This window comes from Amycolatopsis sp. cmx-4-83, from assembly GCF_046548815.1.
In the GTDB taxonomy this organism is placed as follows: Bacteria; Actinomycetota; Actinomycetes; order Mycobacteriales; family Pseudonocardiaceae; genus Amycolatopsis; species Amycolatopsis pretoriensis_A.
On sequence record NZ_JAEBEF010000005.1, the window covers coordinates 551240 to 572088 of the forward strand.

Below are 20849 nucleotides of genomic sequence, written 5' to 3' on the forward strand. Positions count from 1 at the left end.
GGCTCGGTGGAAGGGGATCGACGCCGAGCCCGCCGGTTCGTCTATGCGGTGTGCCGCCGCAGGTGGAACACGTAGCCGGCGCCGCTCACCGCGAGCACGCCGACGAGGATCAGCAGCGGTACCCAGCCGGTGTCGTGGCTCGGCGCCGCCGGGCCGCCGTCGCCGCGGGGCATCACCTGGGACGTGGCGTCGTAGCCGCCGGCCTCACCGTCTCGGGCGTAGGCCGAGCCGGGCAGCTTGTCGGCGTAGCGCGCGCCGACGGTCCGCTGGTAGTCGGCGACGGTGACCGCGGTCCCGCCCGCGAGGGGCGTGAGGCGGCCGTCCCGCACCGCGTACCAGGCGTCGACCTGGGGCTCGTGCAGGAGCTGGGCTCCCGCGGGCAACTGCCGGGCGTACGCGCCTTCGACGTCGCCCGAAGCGATGTTGCCCACCTGCCAGGCGCCGTCGTCGCCGCGCACCGACCAGAGCGTCGCGGTCCGGCCGTCCGACGCCTGGGCGGGGACGGCGAAGTAGGCGAAGTCACCGGGCGCCGCGCCCGGCTCGCCCGCGACGAAGCCCGGCGACAGCTCGTAGACGGGGTAGGCGTCCGGCGCGATCTTCACCGTGACCGGCCCCCGCGCGTCCGGAGCCTGTGCGAAGAACCGGACCAGCGTGTCCTGGAGGTTCGCGGCCGCGGCGTGGGCGGCCACGGCGTCGGCGCTGCTGATGCCGGCGGCCTGGGCCGCGCCTGACACCGGTGCCGTCATCAGCAGCGCCGCGCCGGTCAGCACGGCGAGGACCACCACTCGCCTGCTCATCGGGCGATCCCGGTGAGCGTGTGCGTCCAGGAGAACGACGGATTGTGCCGGTAGAACCCGTAGGTCGACCAGTTGTAGCGCTTGGCGGGGCCCGGATCGCCCCAGAACACCCAGTCGCCGCGGGTGTCGTAGCCGTAGACGACGTGCGAGTGCCCGCCGCCCGAGCGGAAGCCGACCCTGGTCTCCACCGGCCGGTCGGCCGCGGTCTGCGCCCGGATCGCCGCGTAGGTGATGGGCCGGTCGAGGTAGCGGCCCGGGGAGGTGAACCCGAGCCGGGCGAAGGCGCGCTGCGGGTCGGCGAGCGTGCCGGGGAGGTTGGCGCAGTCCCGGCCGGTCTCGCCGTGCGCGAGCCGGCAGAACTCCGGCTGCCCGACGGCGGCACCGTGGAAGGCGGCGATGGTGCTGCCCGCGCCGGCCCAGCACCACTGGCTCTTCTGCTGCACCTGCATCACGATCTGGTTGCGGTAGGTCGAAGGCACTCCGGGCGCGGCTCCGGCGGTGACCGGGGCGACCAGGCACATCATCAGGCTCAGAGCCAGTGCGGCTTGCACCTGCCTCGACTTCACCAGCACGGACGGCCTCCTGCTCGAACGTGGGCGAACCAGCGGTGGTCACAACGGTGAACAACGTGGTCACCCGGAGCAAGAACGCCATCCGGAGGAACGGACCGTTCCGGGGGACAGCCGGAACGCGGAACAGTCACCATTACGTGGCCAACCACCCTGAACGGGGGTCGGCCGGGGCACTCTACGCTGCTAACGTGAACGTTCCGCGGTGTTCACGCCCAGCGCACACACTGGTCGGGTGAAGGGACGAGCGGTGGCACAAGACGGGAACCTCCCACTGATCATCGATGGCGCCCGCACGACCCGGGCATCGGTAGCCGAGCTGCCCAAAGAGCTGACCGAGGCGCTCCGCACGGGCGAGTTCCACCACGCCTTGAGACTGGCGATCGCTTACCGCGGCCTCTCGCTCGCGCGGCTGCGCGCGCACCTCGCGCTGCGCGGGGTCCAAATCGGACAGTCCACGTTGAGCTACTGGCAACGCGGGCTCCGCCAGCCCGAGGTGCCGAAGGCGCTGCCGGCGGTCCGGGCCCTCGAATCGGTCCTGCAGCTGCCCGCGGACGCCTTGGTGGTGCTGATCGGACCGCGCCTGGTCCGCCGCGGCCACCAGCCGGCGGCGTCGTTCCACGACCTGCGGTCCGGCGACATGGGCTCGATCGTGGAGGACCTGCTCGCCGAGCTGGGCGCGTACCCGTCGTCGAACCACTACAACGCCGACCTCGAACTGCTGTCGGTCCACGACACGATCACGTTCGACGCGGAGCACCGCCAGGTAAGCCTGCGCACGCGGCTGGTGACCCGCGCCCGCCGCCACGGCCCGGACCGCTACCTGACGGTGTACAACGGCGACCCGGGCTGCCGCATCGACGACGTCGAGCTGATCACCGACGAGGGCTGCCGGGTGGGCCGCATGCGCCGCAACCCGGACGCGGACACGATGGCGACCGAGTTGCTGTTCGACCGCAAGCTCGCCGAGGGCGACATCCACGTGTTCTGCTTCGAGGTCCGCGACGATTCCGGTTCGGCGTCGCCGGGGTACTACCGGATGCTGCGGGACCGGTGCGCGAGTTACCTGGTGCAGCTGCGCTTCGACCGCAACGCGCTGCCGGCGCGGTGCACGCGCCAGGTGCGGGCGCGCGACGACGCCCTGCCGGTGGTGGCGGAGGAACTGGCGTGCGACATGGGCGGGGTGAGCAGCGCGTTCTTCAACGACGCGGGCCCGGGGCTGGCCGGGGTCGCGGTGGAGTGGAATTGAGCGTGGCTTTCACGTGAAAGCGACGCCAGCGGCCGCGGTGTCCGGCGCGCGACTTCGCTTTGGCGAGCACACGACGGCGGGCGGCTTCGGCGGCGGCACCGCGTTTGCGGGCTGCTTCGATTTCGGTCGCCCGCTCGGTAACCGCGTGCTGGAGCGCCCGCTGGGCGGCGGTGCCGATGCCCTCGTCGTCGTTGGTCCGCTTCGGACGCCGCGCCAGGGGAACCAGGCCGTCTTCGTGGATTTCGTAGACGCCGACCCGGAAGCGGCCGTCGTGGGACAGCGTGAACACCCTCAGCCTGGCGCCACCGGATTCCCTTGCCGGGCACCAGCCCCGTTGCGCCGCCCGGACTACGCGGGTCCGCCGCCGATGCCGAGCTCGTTTCCCTCCGGGTCGCGGTAGATGATCTTGCGCACACCGTTGTCGTAGGTCTCGCGGTCCGCGGGCTCGATGCCCCGCGCGGAAATCCCGGCGACGCGCTCGTCCAGGTCCTCGACGAAGAGGGTGTGCATGGCGAGACCGGCGCGCTCGGGCCGGAGCACGACGTAGACCGAGCCATGCGGCGTGACCTCCCACAGGACCTCGGTGTCGTGCACGATGAACGTCGGCGGGGAACCGAAGAGCTGTTCGTACCAGGCGACGGCGCCGGCGAAGTCGCGGACGGCGATCCCGGCGAAGAGTTCGACGCTCACAGCACCTCGAATCCGTTGGCCTTCGCGGCGTCGGCTTGACGCTCGTCCCGGGTGACGAAGGTGACCGGCTCGCCGCCGGTGAGCTCGGCGGTGTCGTGCATCGCGACCGCGATGTGGATCGCGTCGAGCGTGCGCACAGGGTAGTTCTCGGTGACCAGCCGCCGGGCCGCCGCGAAGATCCGCCGTGGCTCCAGCGGGATGACCCCCAGCACCGTTCGCGCGTCTTCGTCGAACTGGTCGAGGAATTCGCGGGCGTCGGGGATCCGCCCGGTCCGCTTGGCCGCGGTCATCGCACTGGCGAACTCCAGCCGGGTCAGCTCGCTGGTGAGCACGAGGTGCCCGTCGTCGATGAGGAGCTTCCGCAGCCCGGCGTGGTCGGCTTCGCCGGCGAGGTAGGCCCCGACCACCGCGCTCGTGTCGGCGTAGAGGACGGTCACCATTCACCTCGCGTCCAGTCGAGTGCCTCGCTGACGGCCGTGCCCCAGCCACGGGAGCGCTCTTCCAGCTTGTCGTGCCCGGGCGCTTCACCCTCCGGCTCGAAAGTGATCAGCTTGCCCTCCGCCACCAGGCGGTCTCTCCGCTCGAGCGCGGTTTCCGTCTTCGCCACAACGCCCCTCAACGCTTCCGTGACCAGGTCGTTCATGCTGCGCCCTTCAGCTTCGGCTCGCGCCTTCAGCCGGGCGTGCAGCTCGTCGTCGATCCTCGTGATCAACTGCTTCACCCCACCATGATAGCGCGTCACCCATTCGAGCTATCACTGTTCACAACGCAAAACAAAGGGCCGCCCCGAACACTTTCGGGGCGGCCCTCACCAGCCAAAACGCGGAAAACTCAGTACCGGTAGTGCTCCGGCTTGAACGGGCCCTCGACGTCCACGTCGATGTACTCGGCCTGCTCCTTCGTGAGCTTCGTCAGCTCACCGCCCAGCGCGTCGAGGTGGATCTTCGCGACCTTCTCGTCGAGCTTCTTCGGGAGGCGGAACACCTCGTTGTCGTACTCCTCGTGCTTGGTGAACAGCTCGATCTGCGCGATCACCTGGTTGGAGAAGCTGTTCGACATCACGAATGACGGGTGCCCGGTCGCGTTGCCCAGGTTCAGCAGCCGGCCCTCGGACAGCACGATGATCGTGTTGCCGTTCGGGAAGATCCACTCGTCGACCTGCGGCTTGATGTTGATGCGGCGGATGCCCGGGTACCGCTGCAGGCCCGCCATGTCGAGCTCGTTGTCGAAGTGGCCGATGTTGCCCAGGATCGCCTGGTGCTTCATCTTCGCCATGTGCTCGACCAGCACGACGTCCTTGTTACCGGTCGTCGTGATGACGATGTCGGCCTCGGGCAGGGCGTTCTCCAGCGTGCGGACCTGGTAGCCGTCCATCGCCGCCTGCAGGGCGCAGATCGGGTCGATCTCGGTGACGACCACGCGGGCGCCCTGGCCGCGGAGGGACTCCGCCGCACCCTTGCCGACGTCGCCGTAGCCGCACACGACCGCGACCTTGCCGCCGATCAGGACGTCGGTGCCGCGGTTGATGCCGTCGATCAGCGAGTGGCGGATGCCGTAGCGGTTGTCGAACTTCGACTTCGTCACGGCGTCGTTGACGTTGATCGCCGGGAACAGCAGCTCGCCGGCCGCCGCGAGCTGGTAGAGCCGCAGGACGCCGGTGGTGGTCTCCTCGGTGACGCCGCGGATGCCCTCGCCGATCTTCGTCCACTTGCCGGTGTCGGCCGCGACCGACGCGCGCAGCAGCTCGAGGAACACGCGGAACTCGTCCGAGGTGTTCTCGTCCGGGGTCGGGACGACGCCGGACTTCTCGAACTCGGTGCCCTTGTGGACGAGCATCGTGGCGTCACCGCCGTCGTCGAGGATCATGTTGGGACCCTCGCCGTCCCAGGTGAGCATGCGCTCGGTGCACCACCAGTACTCCTCGAGCGACTCGCCCTTCCACGCGAAGACCGGGACGCCCTTGGGCTCCTCGGGCGTGCCGTGCGGGCCGACGACGATCGCGGCGGCCGCGTGGTCCTGCGTCGAGAAGATGTTGCAGGAGGCCCAGCGCACCTCCGCGCCCAGCGCCACCAGCGTCTCGATCAGCACCGCGGTCTGCACGGTCATGTGCAGCGAGCCCGACACGCGCGCCCCGCGCAGCGGGTAGACCTCCGCGTATTCGCGGCGCAGCGCCATCAGTCCGGGCATCTCGTGCTCGGCGAGGCGGATCTCCTTGCGGCCGAACTCGGCGGCGGCGAGGTCGGCGACGGCGAATTCGATGCCGTTGCGGGTCTCGTGCCGCTTCGCAACGCTTTCGGGGGGCATAGTGGCGATTCCTCCAAGACTCGATGACACCGGAACACTACCGTTGTCCGCTCGACCTTCCCTAGAGCGGTTAGGAGACCCTTACCGTGCCGATGCCCGGCCCGGACACCCGTGTCGTCGAAATCCGCGTCGCCGGCCTCGTGGGCACCAGCGGGGAAACGCTGCTCGACGCGGTCGCGACCGTCGACGTCGCCGGCGACGGACTGGGCCGGGTGATCCGCCCGGCCGACCGGCTGCGGCGGCCCGCGCCCGGGCCCGTGCTGCCGGCACTCGGCCGGACGATCCCGCGGACCCTCGAAGGCTACCTGTGGCACGGCATGACCTCCGGGGGCGCCGCCAAGGCCACCTGGGCGCTGCTGTTCCCGTTCTCGCTGGCGAACGTCGCTTTCTGGATGCTGCCGCCGCTGCCGGACCGCCGGTTCCCGCGCGCCGTCGGCGCCGTGTGCCGCGGCCTGCTGCGCGTCGGCGCCCTGCTGCTGACCATGCTGCTGATGGGCCAGCTCGCGGCGATCGCGCTCGACCTGTTCGCCACCCAGTGCCTCGCGCCCGGCTCGGGCTGCCTGCCGGTGGTCCCCGACGTGATCCGCACGGTGCCCGCGCGGATCGCGCTCGGCGTCGTGCCGCTGCTGGCCGTGATCTTCGTGCTGCACCGGATCTCGTCGGCGACGTGGGCGGTGCACGCCGACGGCGACCTCACCGGCGGCCCGCTGCGGATGCGCGCCGACCCGGAGACGCCGGCGCTGCGCTGCCTGCACACCGTCGCGGCGCTGGCCTCGGTCGCGTTGCTGCTGCTGGGCGGGCCGTTCCGGGTACCGGGCGACACCTTCGGCCTGTTCGTCTGGATCGTCACGCTGGCCGTGGTGCTCGCGGTCGTCGTCGCGGCCGCGATCGGCGTCGACACCGGCCGGTTCGCCCGGCCCGGCGTGCTCGCCTTCGCGAGCCTGCTGGTCGTCGTGGCCGCGGTGCGCCTGCGCCCCGGGACCGGTCCGCTGCCGGGCACGAACGGCGTCGTCGAAGGCCTCGGCGCGGCGCTGGTCGCGGTCGCGGTGCTGTTCGCGCTGGTCCTGGTGCCGGCCGCGCTGCTGGCCCGGCCGAGCTGGCGGCACAAGCCACGCCGGCTGCGGCCGTGGCTGGGCGGCTGGGCGGCCGCGCCGGTGCTCGCGCTGGCCGGGTTGCTCGGCGGCGGGTTCGGCGCCGGCCTCGCCGAAGCCCTCCGGCGCTTGTCCGGCGCGGAACTGCTGCAGGTTCCTGACACGTACCTGCTGGTCACGGTGCTGTGGGGCGCCGGGCTGGCGCTGGCCGCGGTGCTCGCCCTGCTGGGCTTCGCGGTCGCCGTCCCGCTGCGCCGGCTGCGGCGCGGCGTCCCGGAGATCGTCGAGCTGATGGAGCACGACGAGCGCCAGGAAGCCCAGGCCGCGGCCGCGTGGGCGCGCTCGGCGTGGGAACGTCGGCACCTGCACCACCTGGCCCTCGCGGTGGCGTCGGCGATGTCCGCGGGCGGCGCGGCGCTGCTGGTGCTGCGCTTCGGGTTCGGGCTGGTCCCCGGCTGGTTCAAGCCGTTGTCCGCGATCGGCGTGGTCGCGCTCGGCGCGCTGGCCGCGGGCCTGCTGCGCGTGGTCTACACGGCCGCGCGCACCCCGCAGCGCAGCCGGCACCTCGGGGCGCTGGCCGACCTCGTCTGCTTCTGGCCGCGGGCGGCACACCCGACGGTCCCGCCGTGCTACGCGCTGAAGGTCGTCCCGGAACTGGCCGCGCGGGCCCGCGAGCACCTCGCCGAACCGGGGACGCGGGTGGTGCTCTCCGGTTACAACCTCGGCAGCCTGCTCACGGTCATGGCGGCCGCCCGGCTCGCGGCCGAGCTGCCGGCGGCGGACCTCGAACGCGTCGGCGTGCTGACCGCCGGGTCCCCGCTGCAGTGGGGCTACCAGCGCGCGTTCCCGGCGCTGCTGCCTCAGGAGTCGCTCGAGACGCTGTTCGCCGACCTGGACGGCCGCTGGCGCGCCCTCTGCCGCGGCACCGACATCTTCGGCGGCGGCGTGACGACCTGGCGGCACGAGGTCTCCGACCGGCAGCTCTTCGGCGTCGGCTACCAGCCCGAAGGCGGCACCGGGCCGCTGAAGGCGAAGGCCGACGAGAACGGCGTCCTCATCCTCGGCGGCGACCACTGGCTGCCGGACCCGCTGCGCGGCCCGACCGGGCGGCACCGCTGGGCACCGGGGGTGCTCCGGCACCAGGACTACGTGGTGGACGCGGAGTGGGACCACGCCGTGGCGATGGCCGCCGGCCTCGGCAAACCTTCCGGCGGCGAACAGGGCTTGCTCTTCGGCGACTTCCCCGGAAAGCCGTGAAGGCCACTTTCGGGAACTCGTAGTTCCCGAAAGTGGCCTTCACGGCACTTCGCTGAGGCTTACTCGGAAGCCTTGCGGCGGAACTTCAGCAGCGCGAGCAGACCGCCACCGGCGACCAGCAGCAGGGCCGCGATCCAGATCAGCCAGCTGTTGTCGAAACCGGTGTTGGCCAGGCCGCCACCGGTGCCCGACTCGTTGCCCGCCGGGACGGCGGCCGGAGCGGTGGTGCTGGTCGGCGCGACCGTCTCCGAGGACGCCGGGGCGCTCGGCTTCGTGGTCTCGGTCGGCTTGGTCGGCCGCGTCGGCGCCGTGGTGGTCTCAGTCGGCTTCTCGGTCTTCGTGCCGCACAGGTACCACTTCTCGATGTCGGCCTGACGGCCGTTGCGGCTGAACGGCGCGCGCAGGTCGTTCCACGGCGCGGCCTTGTCGAGGCCGCGGGCACCCGGGGTGTAGTCGTTGAAGCCGTCGTCGCCACCGATGACGACGATGCGCTTGACCGTCACGCCCTCGTGGACCTTCGAGATGTTGAGGCGGTTCTTGACGATCTTGAAGTCGACGTCGCTCTGGCTGAGGTCCGTGCCCTCGGCGCACGGCGTCGCCTTGCCCGGCGTGGGGTGCGGGCGGTTGTCGTCGCTGTGGCAGGCCAGCGCGGAGCCGGCGGTGCCGATGAGGGCAGCGGTGGTCAGCGCCATGACCGCAACGGCGCCGCGGAAGGTACGTCTGCGCATAGGGGAACTCCTGTACCGGCGGGGAGGACAGCACTTGCGAAATCTGTGGTCGCGGCACCACTGAGCGTGTAACCACACTGCTGTAATTCACCCGTCAGTGGCACGCGGAGGAACGAAAGGTATCGCACGTCACTTGACCCTTTACGCGGGGTCCCCCTTTGGGCGCGCAGAGCAAGATCCTTTTAACTCGTTCGTGACCGGCCGTTCCGTACCATGCGCACGCGAAAGCCCCGCCGACCTGGGCAATCGGTCGACGGGGCCTTCTCGTGCGGATCAGGCGTCGAGTTCCTTGACGGGGTCGCCGGTGCCGCCGTCGGCCTGCCGCTTGCCGAGCAGCGAATGCCGGCGGCTGTAGGCGAAGTAGATGACCACGCCCAGCACCATCCAGGCGACGAACCGCAGCCAGGTCAGCACGGTCAGGTTCAGCATCAGCCACAGGCAGGCCAGGATCGCCAGGATCGGGATGACCGGCACCAGCGGCACCTTGAACGCGCGGGGCAGGTCCGGGCGCGTCCGGCGCAGGATGAGCACGCCCGCCGAGACGAGCACGAAGGCGAACAGGGTGCCGACGTTGACCATCTCTTCGAGCTTGTCCGCCGGGAAGAAGCCGGCCGCGAGCGCGACCAGGCCGCCGACGATCAGCGTCGCGCCCTTCGGCGTCCCGTGCTCGCCGGTCTTCGCCAGCCGGCGCGGCATCAGGCCGTCGCGCGACATCGCGAAGATGATCCGGACCTGGCCCAGCATGAGCACCATGACGACGGTGGTCAGGCCGGCCAGCGCGCCGAAGGAGATGATGTTGGCCGCCCAGTCGACGCCGTTGTCGGAGAACGCCGTGGCGAGCGTCTTGTGGCTGCCGTCGCCGGCGTCGGTGGCGAGCTTCTTGTAGTTCGTCATGCCGACGACCACCAGCGACACGGCGACGTACAGCACGGTGACGATGGCCAGCGAGCCCATGATCCCGCGCGGCACGGCCTTCTGCGGGTTCTTGGTCTCCTCGGCGGTGGTCGCGACGATGTCGAAGCCGATGAACGCGAAGAACACCAGCGAGGCGCCGGCGAGCAGGCCGAAGACGCCGAACGAGCTGCTCGCGCCGCCCGCGATCAGCGAGAAGAGCGACTGGTCGACGCCGGTCTGGCCGGCCCCGCCGGTTTCACCCGGCGGGATGTAGGGCGTGTAGTTGGCGCCCTTGATGTAGAAGATGCCGAGGATGATCACGAACAGCACGACGGCGACCTTGATGCCGGTGATCACCATCGACACCCGCGAAGACAGCTTCGTGCCCAGCGCCAGCAGCGTCGTCAGGACCACGACGACGAGCAGTGCGCCCCAGTCGACGGTCACGCTCCCGATGTCGAACGTCGTCTTGCTGCCCTTGCCGAAGAGGTAGCCGAGCACCGTCTCGAGGTAGACCGACCAGCCCTTGGCGACCGCGGCGGCGCCGACGGCGAGTTCGAGGATCAGGTCCCAGCCGATGATCCACGCCATGAACTCGCCGAAGGTGGCGTAGGAGAACGTGTACGCGCTGCCCGCGACCGGCACGGTCGAGGCGAATTCCGCGTAGCAGAGCGCGGCCAGCGCGCAGGCGATCGCCGCGAACACGAACGCCAGCGAGACCGACGGGCCGGCGTAGTCACCGGCGGTGCGCGCGGTCAGCGTGAAGATGCCGGCGCCGATGACGACGGCGACGCCGAACACCGTCAGGTCCCAGGCACTGAGGTTCCGCCGGAGCTTGGTGTCCGGCTCGTCAGTGTCCGAAATGGACTGTTCGATCGATTTAGTGCGCCACAATCCCGTTCCGGGCACCGTTGACCTCCTGCGGCTGAACTGCGTGTATCGCGGTACGTCACCCTAACGGGTCACGTCCGTGACGGCTCGCCGAGCGCCGGGGAGTGGATCTCGGAACTACTTCGCCAGGCTGCGGTCGAGGTCCGGCTCGAGGTAGATCAGCTTCGCGACGGGCACCTTGGCGCGGACGCGGGCCTCGGCGTCGTCGATGGCCATCGCCAGCTCGGCGGTGTCGAGCCCCGGCACCATCGCGAGCTTGGCTGCGACGAGCAGCTCGTCCGGGCCCAGGTACTGGGTGCGGATGTGGATGACGCGCTCGACCTTCCCGGCGGCGAGCTCGTCGACGATGACCGCGAGCACCGGCGCGGTGGCGCCTTCGCCGATGAGCAGGCTCTTCATCTCGATGATCAGGATGATCGCGATGACCCCGAGCAGCGCGCCGATGCCGAGGGTGCCGACGCCGTCCCAGACGGGGTTGCCGGTCACCACGGACAGCCCGACGCCGGCCAGCGCGAGGACGAGACCGAGCAGCGCACCGGCGTCCTCCAGCAGCACGACCGGCAGCTCGGGTTCCTTGGCCTGGCGGATGAAGCCCCACCAGCTCGCGTCGCCCTTGATCTTCTTCGACTCGCCGATGGCGGTGTAGAAGCTGTAGCCCTCGAGGCAAATCGCGACGAGCAGGATGATCACCGCGACGATCGGCGATTCGAGCGGCTCGGGGTGGCCGATCTTGTGGATGCCCTCGTAGATCGCGAAGGCGGAGCCCAGGGTGAAGAGCATGAGGGCGACGATGAAGGAGTAGAAGTACCGGTCGCGGCCGTAGCCGAACGGGTGCTCCTGGTCCGCTTCCCGCTTGGACGTCTTCTGCCCGAGCAGCAGCAGCCCCTGGTTCGTGGTGTCGGCCAGCGAGTGCACCGACTCGGCCAGCATCGACGACGACCCGGTGACGAGGAAGCCGGCGAACTTCGCGACCGCGATCCCGGCGTTCGCCCCGAGGGCCGCGATGATCGCCTTGGTTCCGCCTCCAGCTGACACGACCGCTCCCCTGGTAGGTCCTGAATGTCCGGGTGGAGCGTAATGGGCGCGGTCCGGCCGGGTCCCCACCGCCCGTGCCTTCGGGCGCGGGTTCAGCTCGGGCGACGGTTCGTTCGGCACTTCGCCCCGGCCGCACCCACCGCCCTCCCGCGGCCGCCCGTTTCTGTCGGACCCCTTCGCTACGGTGGCCGTTCCGGTACCGGGAGGGTGGACATGGCTCACTTCGGCGTGCTCGGGCCGCTCGCCGTCGAAGGGGCGCCCGGGCACTGGGTCGCGCTGCGCGGCGAGCGGCAGCGCACCCTGCTGGCCGTGCTGCTCCTCAACGCCAACCAGCACGTCCACGTCGACGTGCTGGTCGAAGCGCTGTGGCCCGGCGGCCCGCCGAAGTCGCACACCTCGAACCTGCACACCTACCTCTCCCGGCTGCGCGAGCGGATCGGCGGCCTCCGGATCGAGCACGGTCCGCTCGGCTACCGGCTGCGCGTCGCGCCGGAGGAGCTCGACCTGCTCGTCTTCCGGTCCGCCGTCGCGGAAGGGAAGCGGGCAGGCGACGCCGTCACCGCGGCGGGGCACTACCGGCGGGCGCTCGCGCAGTGGCGGGGGCCGGTGCTGGCCGGGCTGCACGTGCCGCGGCTCGACGCCGACGTCGCGCGGCTGGAGTCCGAGCGGCTCGCCGTCTTCGAAGACTGCGCCGACGCCGAGCTCACCGCCGGGCGTCACGGCGAACTCACCGGCGAGCTGCAGGCCATGATCACCGAACACCCGCTGCGCGAACGGCTCGCCGCGCAGCTGATGATCGCGCTGCACCGGGCCGGGCGCCAGGGCGACGCGCTCGAGGTCTACCGGCGGCTGCGGACCACCCTGATCGAGGAGCTCGGCGTCGAACCGGGCGCGGAGGCCCGCCGGGTGCACGCGGCCGTCCTGCGCGGCGAAGACCCCGTGCCGCGGTTGCCGCCGCCGGTCTGGCCGGTGTGCCAGCTGCCGCCGGACATCGGGGACTTCACCGGCCGCGAAGCCGAGCTCGCCGAACTGACCGGGGTGCTGGGCGAAGACCGCGGCGTCCCCGTCGCCGTGCTCAGCGGCGAGCCGGGCGCGGGCAAGAGCACCCTGGCCGTGCGGGCCGCGCACAGGCTGCGGGCGCGCTTCCCGGACGGGCAGCTGTACGTCCCGCTCGCCGGCCGCGACATCGGCGAGGTCCTGGCCGACCTCCTGCGCGCGCTCGGCGTGCCCGGCCCGGCGGTACCGGACGACGTCCGGGCGCGCGCGGCGGTGTTCCGCGGCCGGCTCACCGACCGGCGGGTGCTGGTGGTGCTCGACGACGCCGCCGACCCCGGCGACGTCCGCGCGCTGCTGCCGGGGACGCCGGGCTGCGCGGTCCTGGTGACGAGCCGGCGCCGGTTGAGCGGGCTCGCCGGGGCGCACCGGCTGCCGCTGGGGCCGCTGTCCGGTGCCGACGCCGCCGAGCTGCTGAACCGGCTCGCCGGCGCGCGGGTCGTCCGCGAGCGGGCCGATGCCGAGCGGATCATCGCGGCGTGCGCGCGGCTGCCGCTGGCGCTGCGGATAGCCGGCAGCAGGCTGGCCATCCGCCCGCACCTGCGGCTCGGCGAGCTGGCCGGGCGCCTCGAAGACGAGGTCCGCAGGCTCGACGAGCTGACCGTGAGCGATCTGGCCGTCCGCAGCAGCATCGCGCTGAGCTACGAAGGCCTGCGGCCGCCTGCGCAACGCGCGTTCCGCTTGCTCGGCCGCTGCCGCCTCGCCGACCTCCCGGCCTGGGCCGTGACGACGTTGGTCGGCGCCCCGGACGCCGACGAAGCCGTCGAAGAGCTCGTCGAGGCGAGCCTGCTGGAGGCACGCGGCGCGGACCCGGCCGGCGAGGGCCGCTACCGGATGCACGACCTCGTCCGGCTGTACGCGGCGGAGCTCGCCGAAGACACCGGCGGCCTCCGGACGGTGCTGTCGGCAACGCTCGCACTGGCCGACGCGGCGGCGGCCCGCTTGCCGCGCACGGTGCCGATGCCACCGCCGGCCGCCGCACCGCTTCCCCAGCCGTTGCCCGACGAGCTGGTGACGCGGTTGCTGGCCCGCCCGGACGACTGGTTCGCCGCCGAGCGCGCGAACCTCGTCCTGCTGATCGGCTGGCTGCCGGCCCCGGATGCGGTGCGGTTGCTGGACAAGCTGAGCGTCTACTTGTACCTGCACGGCCAGTACGCGGAGATGCGCGCGGCGTACGAAACGGTCCTGGCGGCGACGGACGACCCGGCGGTCACGCTGCTCGCCGAGGCGAACCTCGCGCTGCTGCATCACGAACGCGGCCAGTACGAAGAGGCCGCGGCCGCGTACCGCCAGTGCGCGAAGGAGCTGGAGGTGCGCGGCGATCACCGCACCCACGCATGGGTGACGGCGAACCTGGCGCACTGCCTGATCGGTCTGGGCCACGCCGAAGAGGCGTTGGAGACGGCGGCCCAGGCCCGCGAACTGTTCACTGTGGACGGTCACCCGGAGCCGATCCGCGTCCGCTCGGCGGAATCGGCGGCCCTGCTGCGCCTCGGCCGGGTGGCGGAGGCACAGGAGGTCGACCACATCGCCCTGACGGCAGCGCGCGAAACGGGCGACGCCCGCCAGATCGGCATGGCCCTGCACGGCTTCGCGTGGTCCTCCCTCTTGAACGGCGCCGACCCCCAAGCGGCAACGGCGATCGCGGAGTCGGTGGACCACCTCCGCCGGACCCCGGCCCGTTCGGAGCTGGCGAAGTCGCTGCGCACCCTGGGCGCGATCTCCGCGGCAACGGGCGACCGCGAACGCGCGATGGCGGCGTTCGGGGAGGCTCGCGAGCTGGCCAGGGAACTGGACGAGCGCCCCCGCGAGCTGTCGTGCACCCGCGCCTTGGCGGCAGGCTGGATCGGCGAAGGCCGTGCGGCGCAGGCGATCCCGGTGCTGCGGCAGTGCCTGACGGAGTTCCGCGAGATGGGCGGAAGATCGGCGACGGGCCTGACGTGGCTGGTGCTGGAGAGGGCGTGCGAAGCGCTGGGCGACGGGGAGGGAGCAGCGGAGGCGGCCGCGGAGGTGGCGCAGTACACCGACCCCCGCGACGCCAGCGCGGCAGCACTGAGGCGAGCACTGCTGGCTCTGACCGAACGGGTGTGAGCCTGACCCGGCCGCGCGAGCCGCTGGCTCCTTCGCCGCCCCTGGCCGCGGCCGCTGCTCATCCGCCCCGGCTAATGCTCGCCCCCAAGCGCCCAGCCGGCCGATTTCGCTCGAACCGCCCACCTGTTCGCCCGACCTGAACCGCAGCAGGCCCGCCGGGCTCCCCACCCGGCCGACGCTCGCCCACCTCAACGGCCGTGGCCCGCCAGCTGCCTGCCGCGGCCCGGCTCCCCACCCAGTCGGCTCGCCCAGCCAGCGGCTACACCCCACCGCCGGCCGACCAGGCTCCCCCGCCCAGCCAGCGGCCACACCCCACCGCCGGCCGACCAGGCTCCCCCGCCCAGCCAGCGGCCACACCCCACCGCCGCCCGGCCAGGCTCCCCCGCCCAGCCAGCGGCCACACCCCACCGCCGCCCGGCCAGGCTCCCCCGCCCAGCCAGCGGCCACACCCCACCGCCGCCCGGCCAGGCTCCCCGCCCAGCCAGTGCTCGCCCAGCCCAGAGCCCCACCGACCGCGCCAGCCCGCCGTTGCTCGCCCCCGCGCCCCGCCGGCACCAGCCGCTGCTCGCCTATCGCGAGCGCACGGTCCCGCTCTGCCTGGCCCCGCCCAGCGCACAGCCCCACTCCACCGGGCCCCCGCCCAGCCACACCCAGCGCACAGCCCCACTCCACCGGGCCCCCGCCCAGCCACACCCAGCGCACGGCTACGCCCCACCGCCGCCCGGCCAAGCTCCCCCGCCCAGCCAATGCTCGCCCAGCCCATGACCCCGCGCTGCCCGCCCCCTCCAGTGCTCGCCCCCCGGCAGCACCGCAGCACCGGTGATCCCCGCCCCTTGTGATCGCGCCGCCGGGTCCTCCCCGGCCCGGCTGCGCGAAACCCCTGGGCAGGTGATGCCGCCCCCTCGCGGCACCACCTTCAGCCCACGGGCGCCGGGCGGGAACCGACCGGCGCCACCCCCAGCGGACCGGCAGCGCGCGCCAGCGCACCAGGGTCCCCCCGTTGAGTCAGATACTGGCCGACGCCACCACACGGAACGCACACAAAAACGGCGGAGGCCCCCGAAGAGGCCCCCGCCGAAAAACACCTGAACGTCAGTCCTCGCAAGTCCCGGCAGTCGCCCGGAACATCTGCGCACGCGCGCCGTCCAGCGGGCGGATCCGCACCGGGGGATCCGCCGCCGGGAGCCAGACCGACTGGCCGCGGCGCAGCTCCACCTTCTCGCCGTCGTCCGCCGTCACCAACAGGTCACCGGCCGTGCACAACAGGATCTGCGGACCGACGCTGTCGACCGAAATCTCGTCGTCCTGACCCTCGGCCCACTCGACGCGCGACAGCTCGAACTCGGGTGCGTCCGTGCGGTACACCGACAGGCGGCCGCCACCGTCTCCGCACTGGACCGGCATCTCGCCGCACGCGAAGTCGACCACCCGCAGCAGCTCCGGGACGTCCACGTGCTTCGGCGTCAGACCGCACCGGAGGATGTTGTCCGAGTTCGCCAGGATCTCCACGGCCGTTCCGTGCAGGTACAGGTGCAGGTTGCCGGCCGGCAGGTAGATCGCCTCGCCCGCGCGCAGCGTCAGCCGGTTGAGCAGCAACGCCGCCAGCACGCCGGCGTCGCGCGGGTGCGTCTCGCCGAGTTCCAGGATGGTCCGGCACTCGACCGCGAACTCGCCGTGCTCCTGGACGTGCCGGACGCAGGCGTCCAGCACCTCCGGCAGCAGCGAGTCGAGCGTCCGCTGCGGCAAGGTGATCCACGTCGTGAACAGCGCCCGCAGGCCCGACGGGTCCGGCTGCGCCTCGAGCAGCCCGGTGTACTTCGCCAGCCCCGGCGTCTCGATCGCCTTGAGCAGCTTCACCGTGCGGTCCGGGGCGCGGAACCCGGCCAGCGCGTGGAACTCCGTCAGCGCGCAGACCAGCTCCGGCTTCGCCGTCGGGTCCGGGTAGTTGCGGTTCGCGGCGTCGCGCGCGATGCCCAGCTTCTCCTCGCGGGCGTGCCCCTCCGCGGCCTGCGCCGCCGACGGGTGCGCCTGCATCGACAGCGGTTCCTCCGCCGCGAGGATCTTCAACAGGAACGGGAGCCGCCCGCCCCACCGCTTCGCGCACTTCTCGCCGAGCTGCGTCACCGGGTCGGCTTCCACCAGCTCCAGCAGGCTCCGTTCGGTGCCGTCCGGGCCGACCACGTGCGACGGGTCGCCCGGGTGGGCACCCATCCACAGCTCGGCCTCGGGGTGCGGCGCGGGGACCGGACGGCCCAGCAGCTCGGGGATCGCCGTCCGCGATCCCCAGGCGTAGGGCCGCACCGCGTTGCGCAGCAGCTCCACAGTCACCTCAACTCCACTCCTTCGGCACCGGCCCGGGCCGGTCTCACGCCGTCGCGGGGGCGAAGCGGCCCGCGCCGCCGATCCTGCCCGCCGCCAGCCCGAGATAGACCGCCGCCAGTTCGAACCGCAGTGCCAGCACCGCGGCCCGCACGATTTCGTCGGCCTCGATCTCCTCGGCCGGCGCGATGACGTCCGCGCCCGGGAGCAGATCCTCGACTTGGTAGCGCGCCGCGTCCGTGGCCGGACCGGTGCGCACCGAGAGAAGCAGTACCCGAGTCTGGATTTCACCAGAGGAATCGTCCGGATCGGCGAAGATGTCACGCTCCCGGCCGTCCGATTGTGCCGCCCGCCGCAACGCGGGACGCGCAAGAGCCTGCCGATAGTCTTCAACGTCACACACCGTGGCCGCGTGTGCGGCGAACGCGTGCGCAGCGTGCTCCCCGACGGCGACCGCCACCGGGTCCAGCCCCCACAGCAGGGGGACGCGGTCGGCGACGCGCAGGGCGAGCGCCTTGGCCGGGTTCGCGAACGACTCCCGGGCCAGGTAGTCCTTTTCGGCTTCCAGGTCGAGCTGGTCGGCCAGCGTCTGGACGTCGGAGACCAGCAGCCCCAGCGCGTTCGCGGTGAGCAGGCCGGCGGCCAGGCCACGCGGGAACGCCAGCTCCGGGGGCACCGGGATGCGCGGCGCCAGCAGCACGCCCTTGCCCGCGACAGCGGCCGCCACCGGACCTTCGGCCGGCGCGGAAAGCACCACCGAAGCGCCGTAACGCGCGGCGCGCTCCAGCGACGCCGCGAGCTCGCGGTCGCCGGGGTCGTCGGTGTGCGCGAACACGACGTCGAGCGCGCCGATCCAGTTCGGCACCACCTCGGCGACGACCACCGGCACCGGGCACGACGGCGTCAGCAGCGCAGCGAGCAGCCTGGTGAGCGTGCGGCTCACGCCGGGCCGGTCGATCAGCACGAGCGCGCGCGGGCGGCCCCGGTCGAGCCGTTCGGCGAGCTCCAGCTCGGCCGCCATCTCGGTGGTCGCGCGCACTTGGGCGCCGGCCATCGCGGCGGCCCGGAGCAGCCCCGAACTGTCGGCCTCCGCCAGCCGCCCCGGGTCGTCGAGCAGCGAGTCGTCAAGCACTGTCGACATCGGGGTTCCCGGGCGTGGTGGCCTCGTCGAGGAGCAGCACCGGAATCCCGTCACGCACCGGGTACACCCGGCCGCATTCGGTGCACGTCAGCGCGTCGGCCTCGGGATCGTCCGGTGCGCCGGGGCGCAACGGGGCGTGATCCGGCGACGGGCACGCCAAGATCTCGAGGAGCTGGGCGTCGAGCGTGATGGCCATGGTTCCTCCATACCACGCGGGGCACTGTGGTGAAGAGCACTTCAGGACACAGTTCGGCCCCTAGGCACCCTGGTTAGGGGGTGGGTCAGTTGCGGATGATCGCGAGCACTTCGTCGACCAGGCCCTGGACGGCCTCGGCGTTCGCGGCCTCGACGTTCAGGCGGAGCAGCGGTTCGGTGTTCGACGGGCGCAGGTTGAACCAGGCGCCGCCCGGCAGCTGCACGGTGAGGCCGTCCAGCTCGTCGATCTCGACGCCGGAGCGCGCCCCGAAGGCGTCCTTGACGGCCATCATCTTGGCGACCTGGTCGTCGACCGTGGAGTTGATCTCACCCGAGGCCGCGTAGCGCGAGTACGCGCTGGTCAGCTCCGAGAGCGGGCCGTTCTGCTCGCCGAGCGCGGCGAGGACGTGCAGCGCCGCCAGCATGCCGGTGTCGGCGCGCCAGAAGTCGCGGAAGTAGTAGTGCGCGGAGTGCTCGCCGCCGAAGATGGCGCCGGTCTTGGCCATCTCGGCCTTGATGAACGAGTGCCCGACGCGGGTGCGGACCGGCTTGCCGCCGTGCTCGGCGACGATCTCCGGCACGCCCTTGGACGTGATCAGGTTGTGGATGATCGTGCCGCCCGGGTCCTTCGCCAGCTCGCGGACGGCGACCAGCGCCGTGATCGCGCTCGGCGAAACCGGCTCGCCGCGCTCGTCGACGATGAAGCAGCGGTCCGCGTCGCCGTCGAAGGCGACGCCGGCGTCCGCGCCGACCTCGCGCACCTTCGCCTGCAGGTCGACGATGTTCTTCGGGTCGAGCGGGTTGGCCTCGTGGTTCGGGAAGGTGCCGTCGAGCTCGAAGTACATCGGGACGACGTCGATCGGCAGCCCGTCGAAGACGGTCGGGACGGTGTGCCCGCCCATGCCGTTGCCGGCGTCGACGACGACCTTCAGCGGCCGGTTGGCCGACAGGTCGACGAGGTTGCGCAGGTAGGCGGCGTAGTCGGCGAGCACGTCCCGCTCGGACACGCTGCCGCGCTGGCCTTCGAACTCGGGCACGCCCTGCTCGACGGTGTCGCGGATCTCGGCGAGCCCGGTGTCCTGCCCGACCGGGGACGCGCCGGCGCGGCACATCTTGATGCCGTTGTACTTGGCCGGGTTGTGGCTCGCGGTGAACATCGCGCCCGGCAGGTTCAGCGAACCCGAGGCGAAGTAGAGCTGGTCGGTGCTGGCCAGCCCGATGCTCACGACGTCGAGCCCCTGCGAGGTGACGCCCTCGGCGAAGGCGGCCGCGAGACCAGGCGAGGAGTCGCGCATGTCGTGGCCGATCACCACCGACGGTGCTTCGGGCTTGATGAGCAGGGCGAACGCGGCACCGAAGTTGCGGACGAGGTCCGCATCGAGCTGCTCGCCGACCACGCCGCGAATGTCGTAGGCCTTCACGATGCCCGAAAGGTCTGGCACGCCGTCTCCCCGCGATTAGTCGTCCTGGCGCCCGCTGCGCCGCGCGGAAAGCCTACCGGCGGTGGTGGTGGGTTACGCGCTCAGGCGCGACCGGGGAGGACACGCAGGTGGCCGCGGCGACCGGAGGGGCCTTCCGGCTCGGGTGCCGGGGCCGGTTTGTCGGAGCGGCCGGCCTCGCGCACGGCCTCGGCCAGCGCGGTCAGCTCGTCGGCCGACGGGTCCGGCGCGGCGAAGGCGCCTTCGTGCCGCACGACTTCCCAGCCCTTGGGGACGGTCAGCCGCAGCGCGTGCGCTTCGCAGAGGTCGTAGGAGTGCGGCTCGGAGGCGGTGGCCAGTGGGCCGACGACGGCGGTGGAGTCGCTGTAGGCATACGTCAGCGTGGCCACAGCCGGCTCTAGACAGCCGGTACGCGAACACTTCCGTACGTTCCGCACGATCCGAAACGATAGCGCGTCGCCGCAAGGTAGGAGGAGCGACACGCGCTGGGACGTGCCGACCGCATAGACTTCCGGGGTGGCGACGGCTCGTGACTACCGACAACGGCGGCGCCTGCGACGGGACCGGCACGGCCGGGGCCTGCGCGGGACGCTGTACCCGGCGACCCTGCCCGCCGCCGCGAGCCGCGCGGAGCGGTTCGACGCGCTGGTGCTCGACGCGCTGGAACCGATCGAGGCCCGCTGGCGCCACGAGCTGACGAAGCTCGACGTGGCGGTGGACGACGTCCCGGAGATCCGGGAGAACGGCCACTCCCCGGCGGACGGCGTCCTCCACGACGGCGCGGTCCCGCTGTCGCGCCTGGTCCCGGCGGGGGTCGACCGCACGGGGATGCCGACGCGCGCCCGGATCGTGCTGTACCGGCGGCCGCTGGAGGCGCGGGCGAAGGACCCGTCGGAGCTGGCCGAGCTGGTGCACGACGTGCTGGTGGAGCAGGTGGCGGGGTACCTCGGCGTGGAACCGGACGTCATCGAAGGCGAGTGACGCTGCGGCGGGTCGAGAGGGCCTTTCGCGCTCTGAGGGCCGCTGCGAACGGTCCGCTCGCGTCGCACTCGGCGGCACCGATGGGCCACTCGCGCGGCCGACCCGCCACCACCGACCTCATCGAA

Annotated in this window: 19 protein-coding genes; 4 read left to right on the forward strand and 15 right to left on the reverse strand. The window is 72.1% G+C overall.

The genetic code is table 11. The annotated features are described in order from the left end of the window. Positions 1-41 precede the first annotated feature (41 nt). Together ACLJQM_RS18415 and ACLJQM_RS18420 are read right to left on the reverse strand one after the other, a co-directional pair. A complete protein-coding gene (locus tag ACLJQM_RS18415) occupies positions 42-797 on the reverse strand; it encodes a hypothetical protein (RefSeq protein ID WP_360765006.1) in 756 nt (251 codons plus the stop codon). After that, positions 794-1369 carry a papain-like cysteine protease family protein gene (locus ACLJQM_RS18420; RefSeq protein ID WP_360765003.1) on the reverse strand — a complete coding sequence of 192 codons (576 nt, stop codon included), beginning with the start codon at positions 1367-1369 and terminating at the stop codon, positions 794-796. Before ACLJQM_RS18420 ends, ACLJQM_RS18415 begins: the two co-directional genes overlap by 4 nt. A 247-nt stretch (positions 1370-1616) precedes the next feature. On the opposite strand from ACLJQM_RS18420, the gene ACLJQM_RS18425 reads away from it, so the two are divergent. Further along, positions 1617-2615, forward strand: coding sequence for a hypothetical protein (locus ACLJQM_RS18425; protein WP_103341215.1), 999 nt, complete (start codon positions 1617-1619; stop codon positions 2613-2615). On the opposite strand, the gene ACLJQM_RS18430 is transcribed toward ACLJQM_RS18425, so the two are convergent. The 5 genes from ACLJQM_RS18430 to ahcY form a co-directional block, all read right to left on the reverse strand. Continuing rightward, positions 2566-2904, reverse strand: coding sequence for a DUF2992 family protein (locus ACLJQM_RS18430; protein ID WP_410632124.1), 339 nt, complete (start codon positions 2902-2904; stop codon positions 2566-2568). The two genes, ACLJQM_RS18425 and ACLJQM_RS18430, sit on opposite strands and share 50 nt — an antisense overlap. Before the next feature lie 59 nt (positions 2905-2963). Continuing rightward, positions 2964-3305 (reverse strand): VOC family protein, encoded by a 342-nt coding sequence (locus ACLJQM_RS18435; RefSeq protein ID WP_360765000.1) that lies wholly within the window; start codon positions 3303-3305, stop codon positions 2964-2966. Beyond that, positions 3302-3745, reverse strand: coding sequence for a type II toxin-antitoxin system VapC family toxin (locus ACLJQM_RS18440; RefSeq protein ID WP_410632125.1), 444 nt, complete (start codon positions 3743-3745; stop codon positions 3302-3304). Before ACLJQM_RS18440 ends, ACLJQM_RS18435 begins: the two co-directional genes overlap by 4 nt. Then, positions 3739-4026, reverse strand: a complete 288-nt coding sequence (locus tag ACLJQM_RS18445; RefSeq protein WP_410632126.1) for a FitA-like ribbon-helix-helix domain-containing protein — start codon at positions 4024-4026, stop codon at positions 3739-3741. Before ACLJQM_RS18445 ends, ACLJQM_RS18440 begins: the two co-directional genes overlap by 7 nt. Positions 4027-4136: 110 nt before the next feature. After that, positions 4137-5609 carry an adenosylhomocysteinase gene (gene ahcY, locus ACLJQM_RS18450; RefSeq protein WP_247018819.1) on the reverse strand — a complete coding sequence of 491 codons (1473 nt, stop codon included), beginning with the start codon at positions 5607-5609 and terminating at the stop codon, positions 4137-4139. Positions 5610-5701: 92 nt separating this feature from the next. Here ahcY and ACLJQM_RS18455 point away from each other — a divergent pair, with 92 nt between their 5' ends. Next, complete coding sequence (locus tag ACLJQM_RS18455; RefSeq protein WP_410632193.1) at positions 5702-7957, forward strand: hypothetical protein; 2256 nt, start codon at positions 5702-5704, stop codon at positions 7955-7957. Positions 7958-8016: 59 nt separating this feature from the next. Here ACLJQM_RS18455 and ACLJQM_RS18460 read toward each other — a convergent pair whose 3' ends face one another. The 3 genes from ACLJQM_RS18460 to ACLJQM_RS18470 form a co-directional block, all read right to left on the reverse strand. Beyond that, positions 8017-8685 carry an LPXTG cell wall anchor domain-containing protein gene (locus ACLJQM_RS18460; RefSeq protein WP_410632127.1) on the reverse strand — a complete coding sequence of 223 codons (669 nt, stop codon included), beginning with the start codon at positions 8683-8685 and terminating at the stop codon, positions 8017-8019. A 273-nt stretch (positions 8686-8958) separates the two neighbouring features. After that, positions 8959-10488 (reverse strand): amino acid permease, encoded by a 1530-nt coding sequence (locus ACLJQM_RS18465; protein WP_247018815.1) that lies wholly within the window; start codon positions 10486-10488, stop codon positions 8959-8961. A 99-nt stretch (positions 10489-10587) separates the two neighbouring features. Next, the gene (locus ACLJQM_RS18470; RefSeq protein ID WP_360764988.1) at positions 10588-11505 is read right to left on the reverse strand and encodes a cation diffusion facilitator family transporter; all 918 of its coding nucleotides are present in this window, start codon (positions 11503-11505) and stop codon (positions 10588-10590) included. Between the two features lie 213 nt (positions 11506-11718). On the opposite strand from ACLJQM_RS18470, the gene ACLJQM_RS18475 reads away from it, so the two are divergent. After that, positions 11719-14649 carry a BTAD domain-containing putative transcriptional regulator gene (locus ACLJQM_RS18475; protein ID WP_410632128.1) on the forward strand — a complete coding sequence of 977 codons (2931 nt, stop codon included), beginning with the start codon at positions 11719-11721 and terminating at the stop codon, positions 14647-14649. Between the two features lie 1092 nt (positions 14650-15741). Here ACLJQM_RS18475 and manA read toward each other — a convergent pair. The 5 genes from manA to ACLJQM_RS18500 form a co-directional block, all read right to left on the reverse strand. Beyond that, complete coding sequence (gene manA / locus ACLJQM_RS18480; protein WP_410632194.1) at positions 15742-16971, reverse strand: mannose-6-phosphate isomerase, class I; 1230 nt, start codon at positions 16969-16971, stop codon at positions 15742-15744. A 43-nt stretch (positions 16972-17014) separates the two neighbouring features. Continuing rightward, entirely contained in the window at positions 17015-18109 is a 1095-nt protein-coding gene (locus ACLJQM_RS18485; RefSeq protein ID WP_360764983.1) for a hypothetical protein, read from the reverse strand. Then, entirely contained in the window at positions 18093-18305 is a 213-nt protein-coding gene (locus ACLJQM_RS18490) for a Trm112 family protein (RefSeq protein WP_360764981.1), read from the reverse strand. The genes ACLJQM_RS18485 and ACLJQM_RS18490 overlap by 17 nt, the downstream gene beginning before the upstream one ends. A gap of 85 nt (positions 18306-18390) precedes the next feature. Further along, complete coding sequence (locus ACLJQM_RS18495) at positions 18391-19746, reverse strand: phosphomannomutase/phosphoglucomutase (RefSeq protein ID WP_410632129.1); 1356 nt, start codon at positions 19744-19746, stop codon at positions 18391-18393. A gap of 80 nt (positions 19747-19826) precedes the next feature. Further along, on the reverse strand, positions 19827-20180 hold the full coding sequence (locus tag ACLJQM_RS18500) for a DUF3499 domain-containing protein (protein WP_247018803.1): 354 nt from the start codon (positions 20178-20180) through the stop codon (positions 19827-19829). A 79-nt stretch (positions 20181-20259) separates the two neighbouring features. Between ACLJQM_RS18500 and ACLJQM_RS18505 the strand changes: the two genes are divergently transcribed. Next, positions 20260-20724 carry a metallopeptidase family protein gene (locus ACLJQM_RS18505; protein ID WP_086865629.1) on the forward strand — a complete coding sequence of 155 codons (465 nt, stop codon included), beginning with the start codon at positions 20260-20262 and terminating at the stop codon, positions 20722-20724. Positions 20725-20849: the final 125 nt, after the last annotated feature.

Bases quoted from the DNA above. Each gene is read 5' to 3' on its own strand.
- ACLJQM_RS18475 (WP_410632128.1), top strand. From the start codon at position 11,719: ATGGCTCACTTCGGCGTGCTCGGGCCGCTCGCCGTCGAAGGGGCGCCC.
- ACLJQM_RS18440 (WP_410632125.1), bottom strand. From the start codon at position 3,745: ATGGTGACCGTCCTCTACGCCGACACGAGCGCGGTGGTCGGGGCCTAC.
- ACLJQM_RS18415 (WP_360765006.1), bottom strand. From the start codon at position 797: ATGAGCAGGCGAGTGGTGGTCCTCGCCGTGCTGACCGGCGCGGCGCTG.
- ACLJQM_RS18490 (WP_360764981.1), bottom strand. From the start codon at position 18,305: ATGGCCATCACGCTCGACGCCCAGCTCCTCGAGATCTTGGCGTGCCCG.
- ahcY (WP_247018819.1), bottom strand. From the start codon at position 5,609: ATGCCCCCCGAAAGCGTTGCGAAGCGGCACGAGACCCGCAACGGCATC.
- ACLJQM_RS18460 (WP_410632127.1), bottom strand. From the start codon at position 8,685: ATGCGCAGACGTACCTTCCGCGGCGCCGTTGCGGTCATGGCGCTGACC.
- ACLJQM_RS18455 (WP_410632193.1), top strand. From the start codon at position 5,702: ATGCCCGGCCCGGACACCCGTGTCGTCGAAATCCGCGTCGCCGGCCTC.
- ACLJQM_RS18485 (WP_360764983.1), bottom strand. From the start codon at position 18,109: ATGTCGACAGTGCTTGACGACTCGCTGCTCGACGACCCGGGGCGGCTG.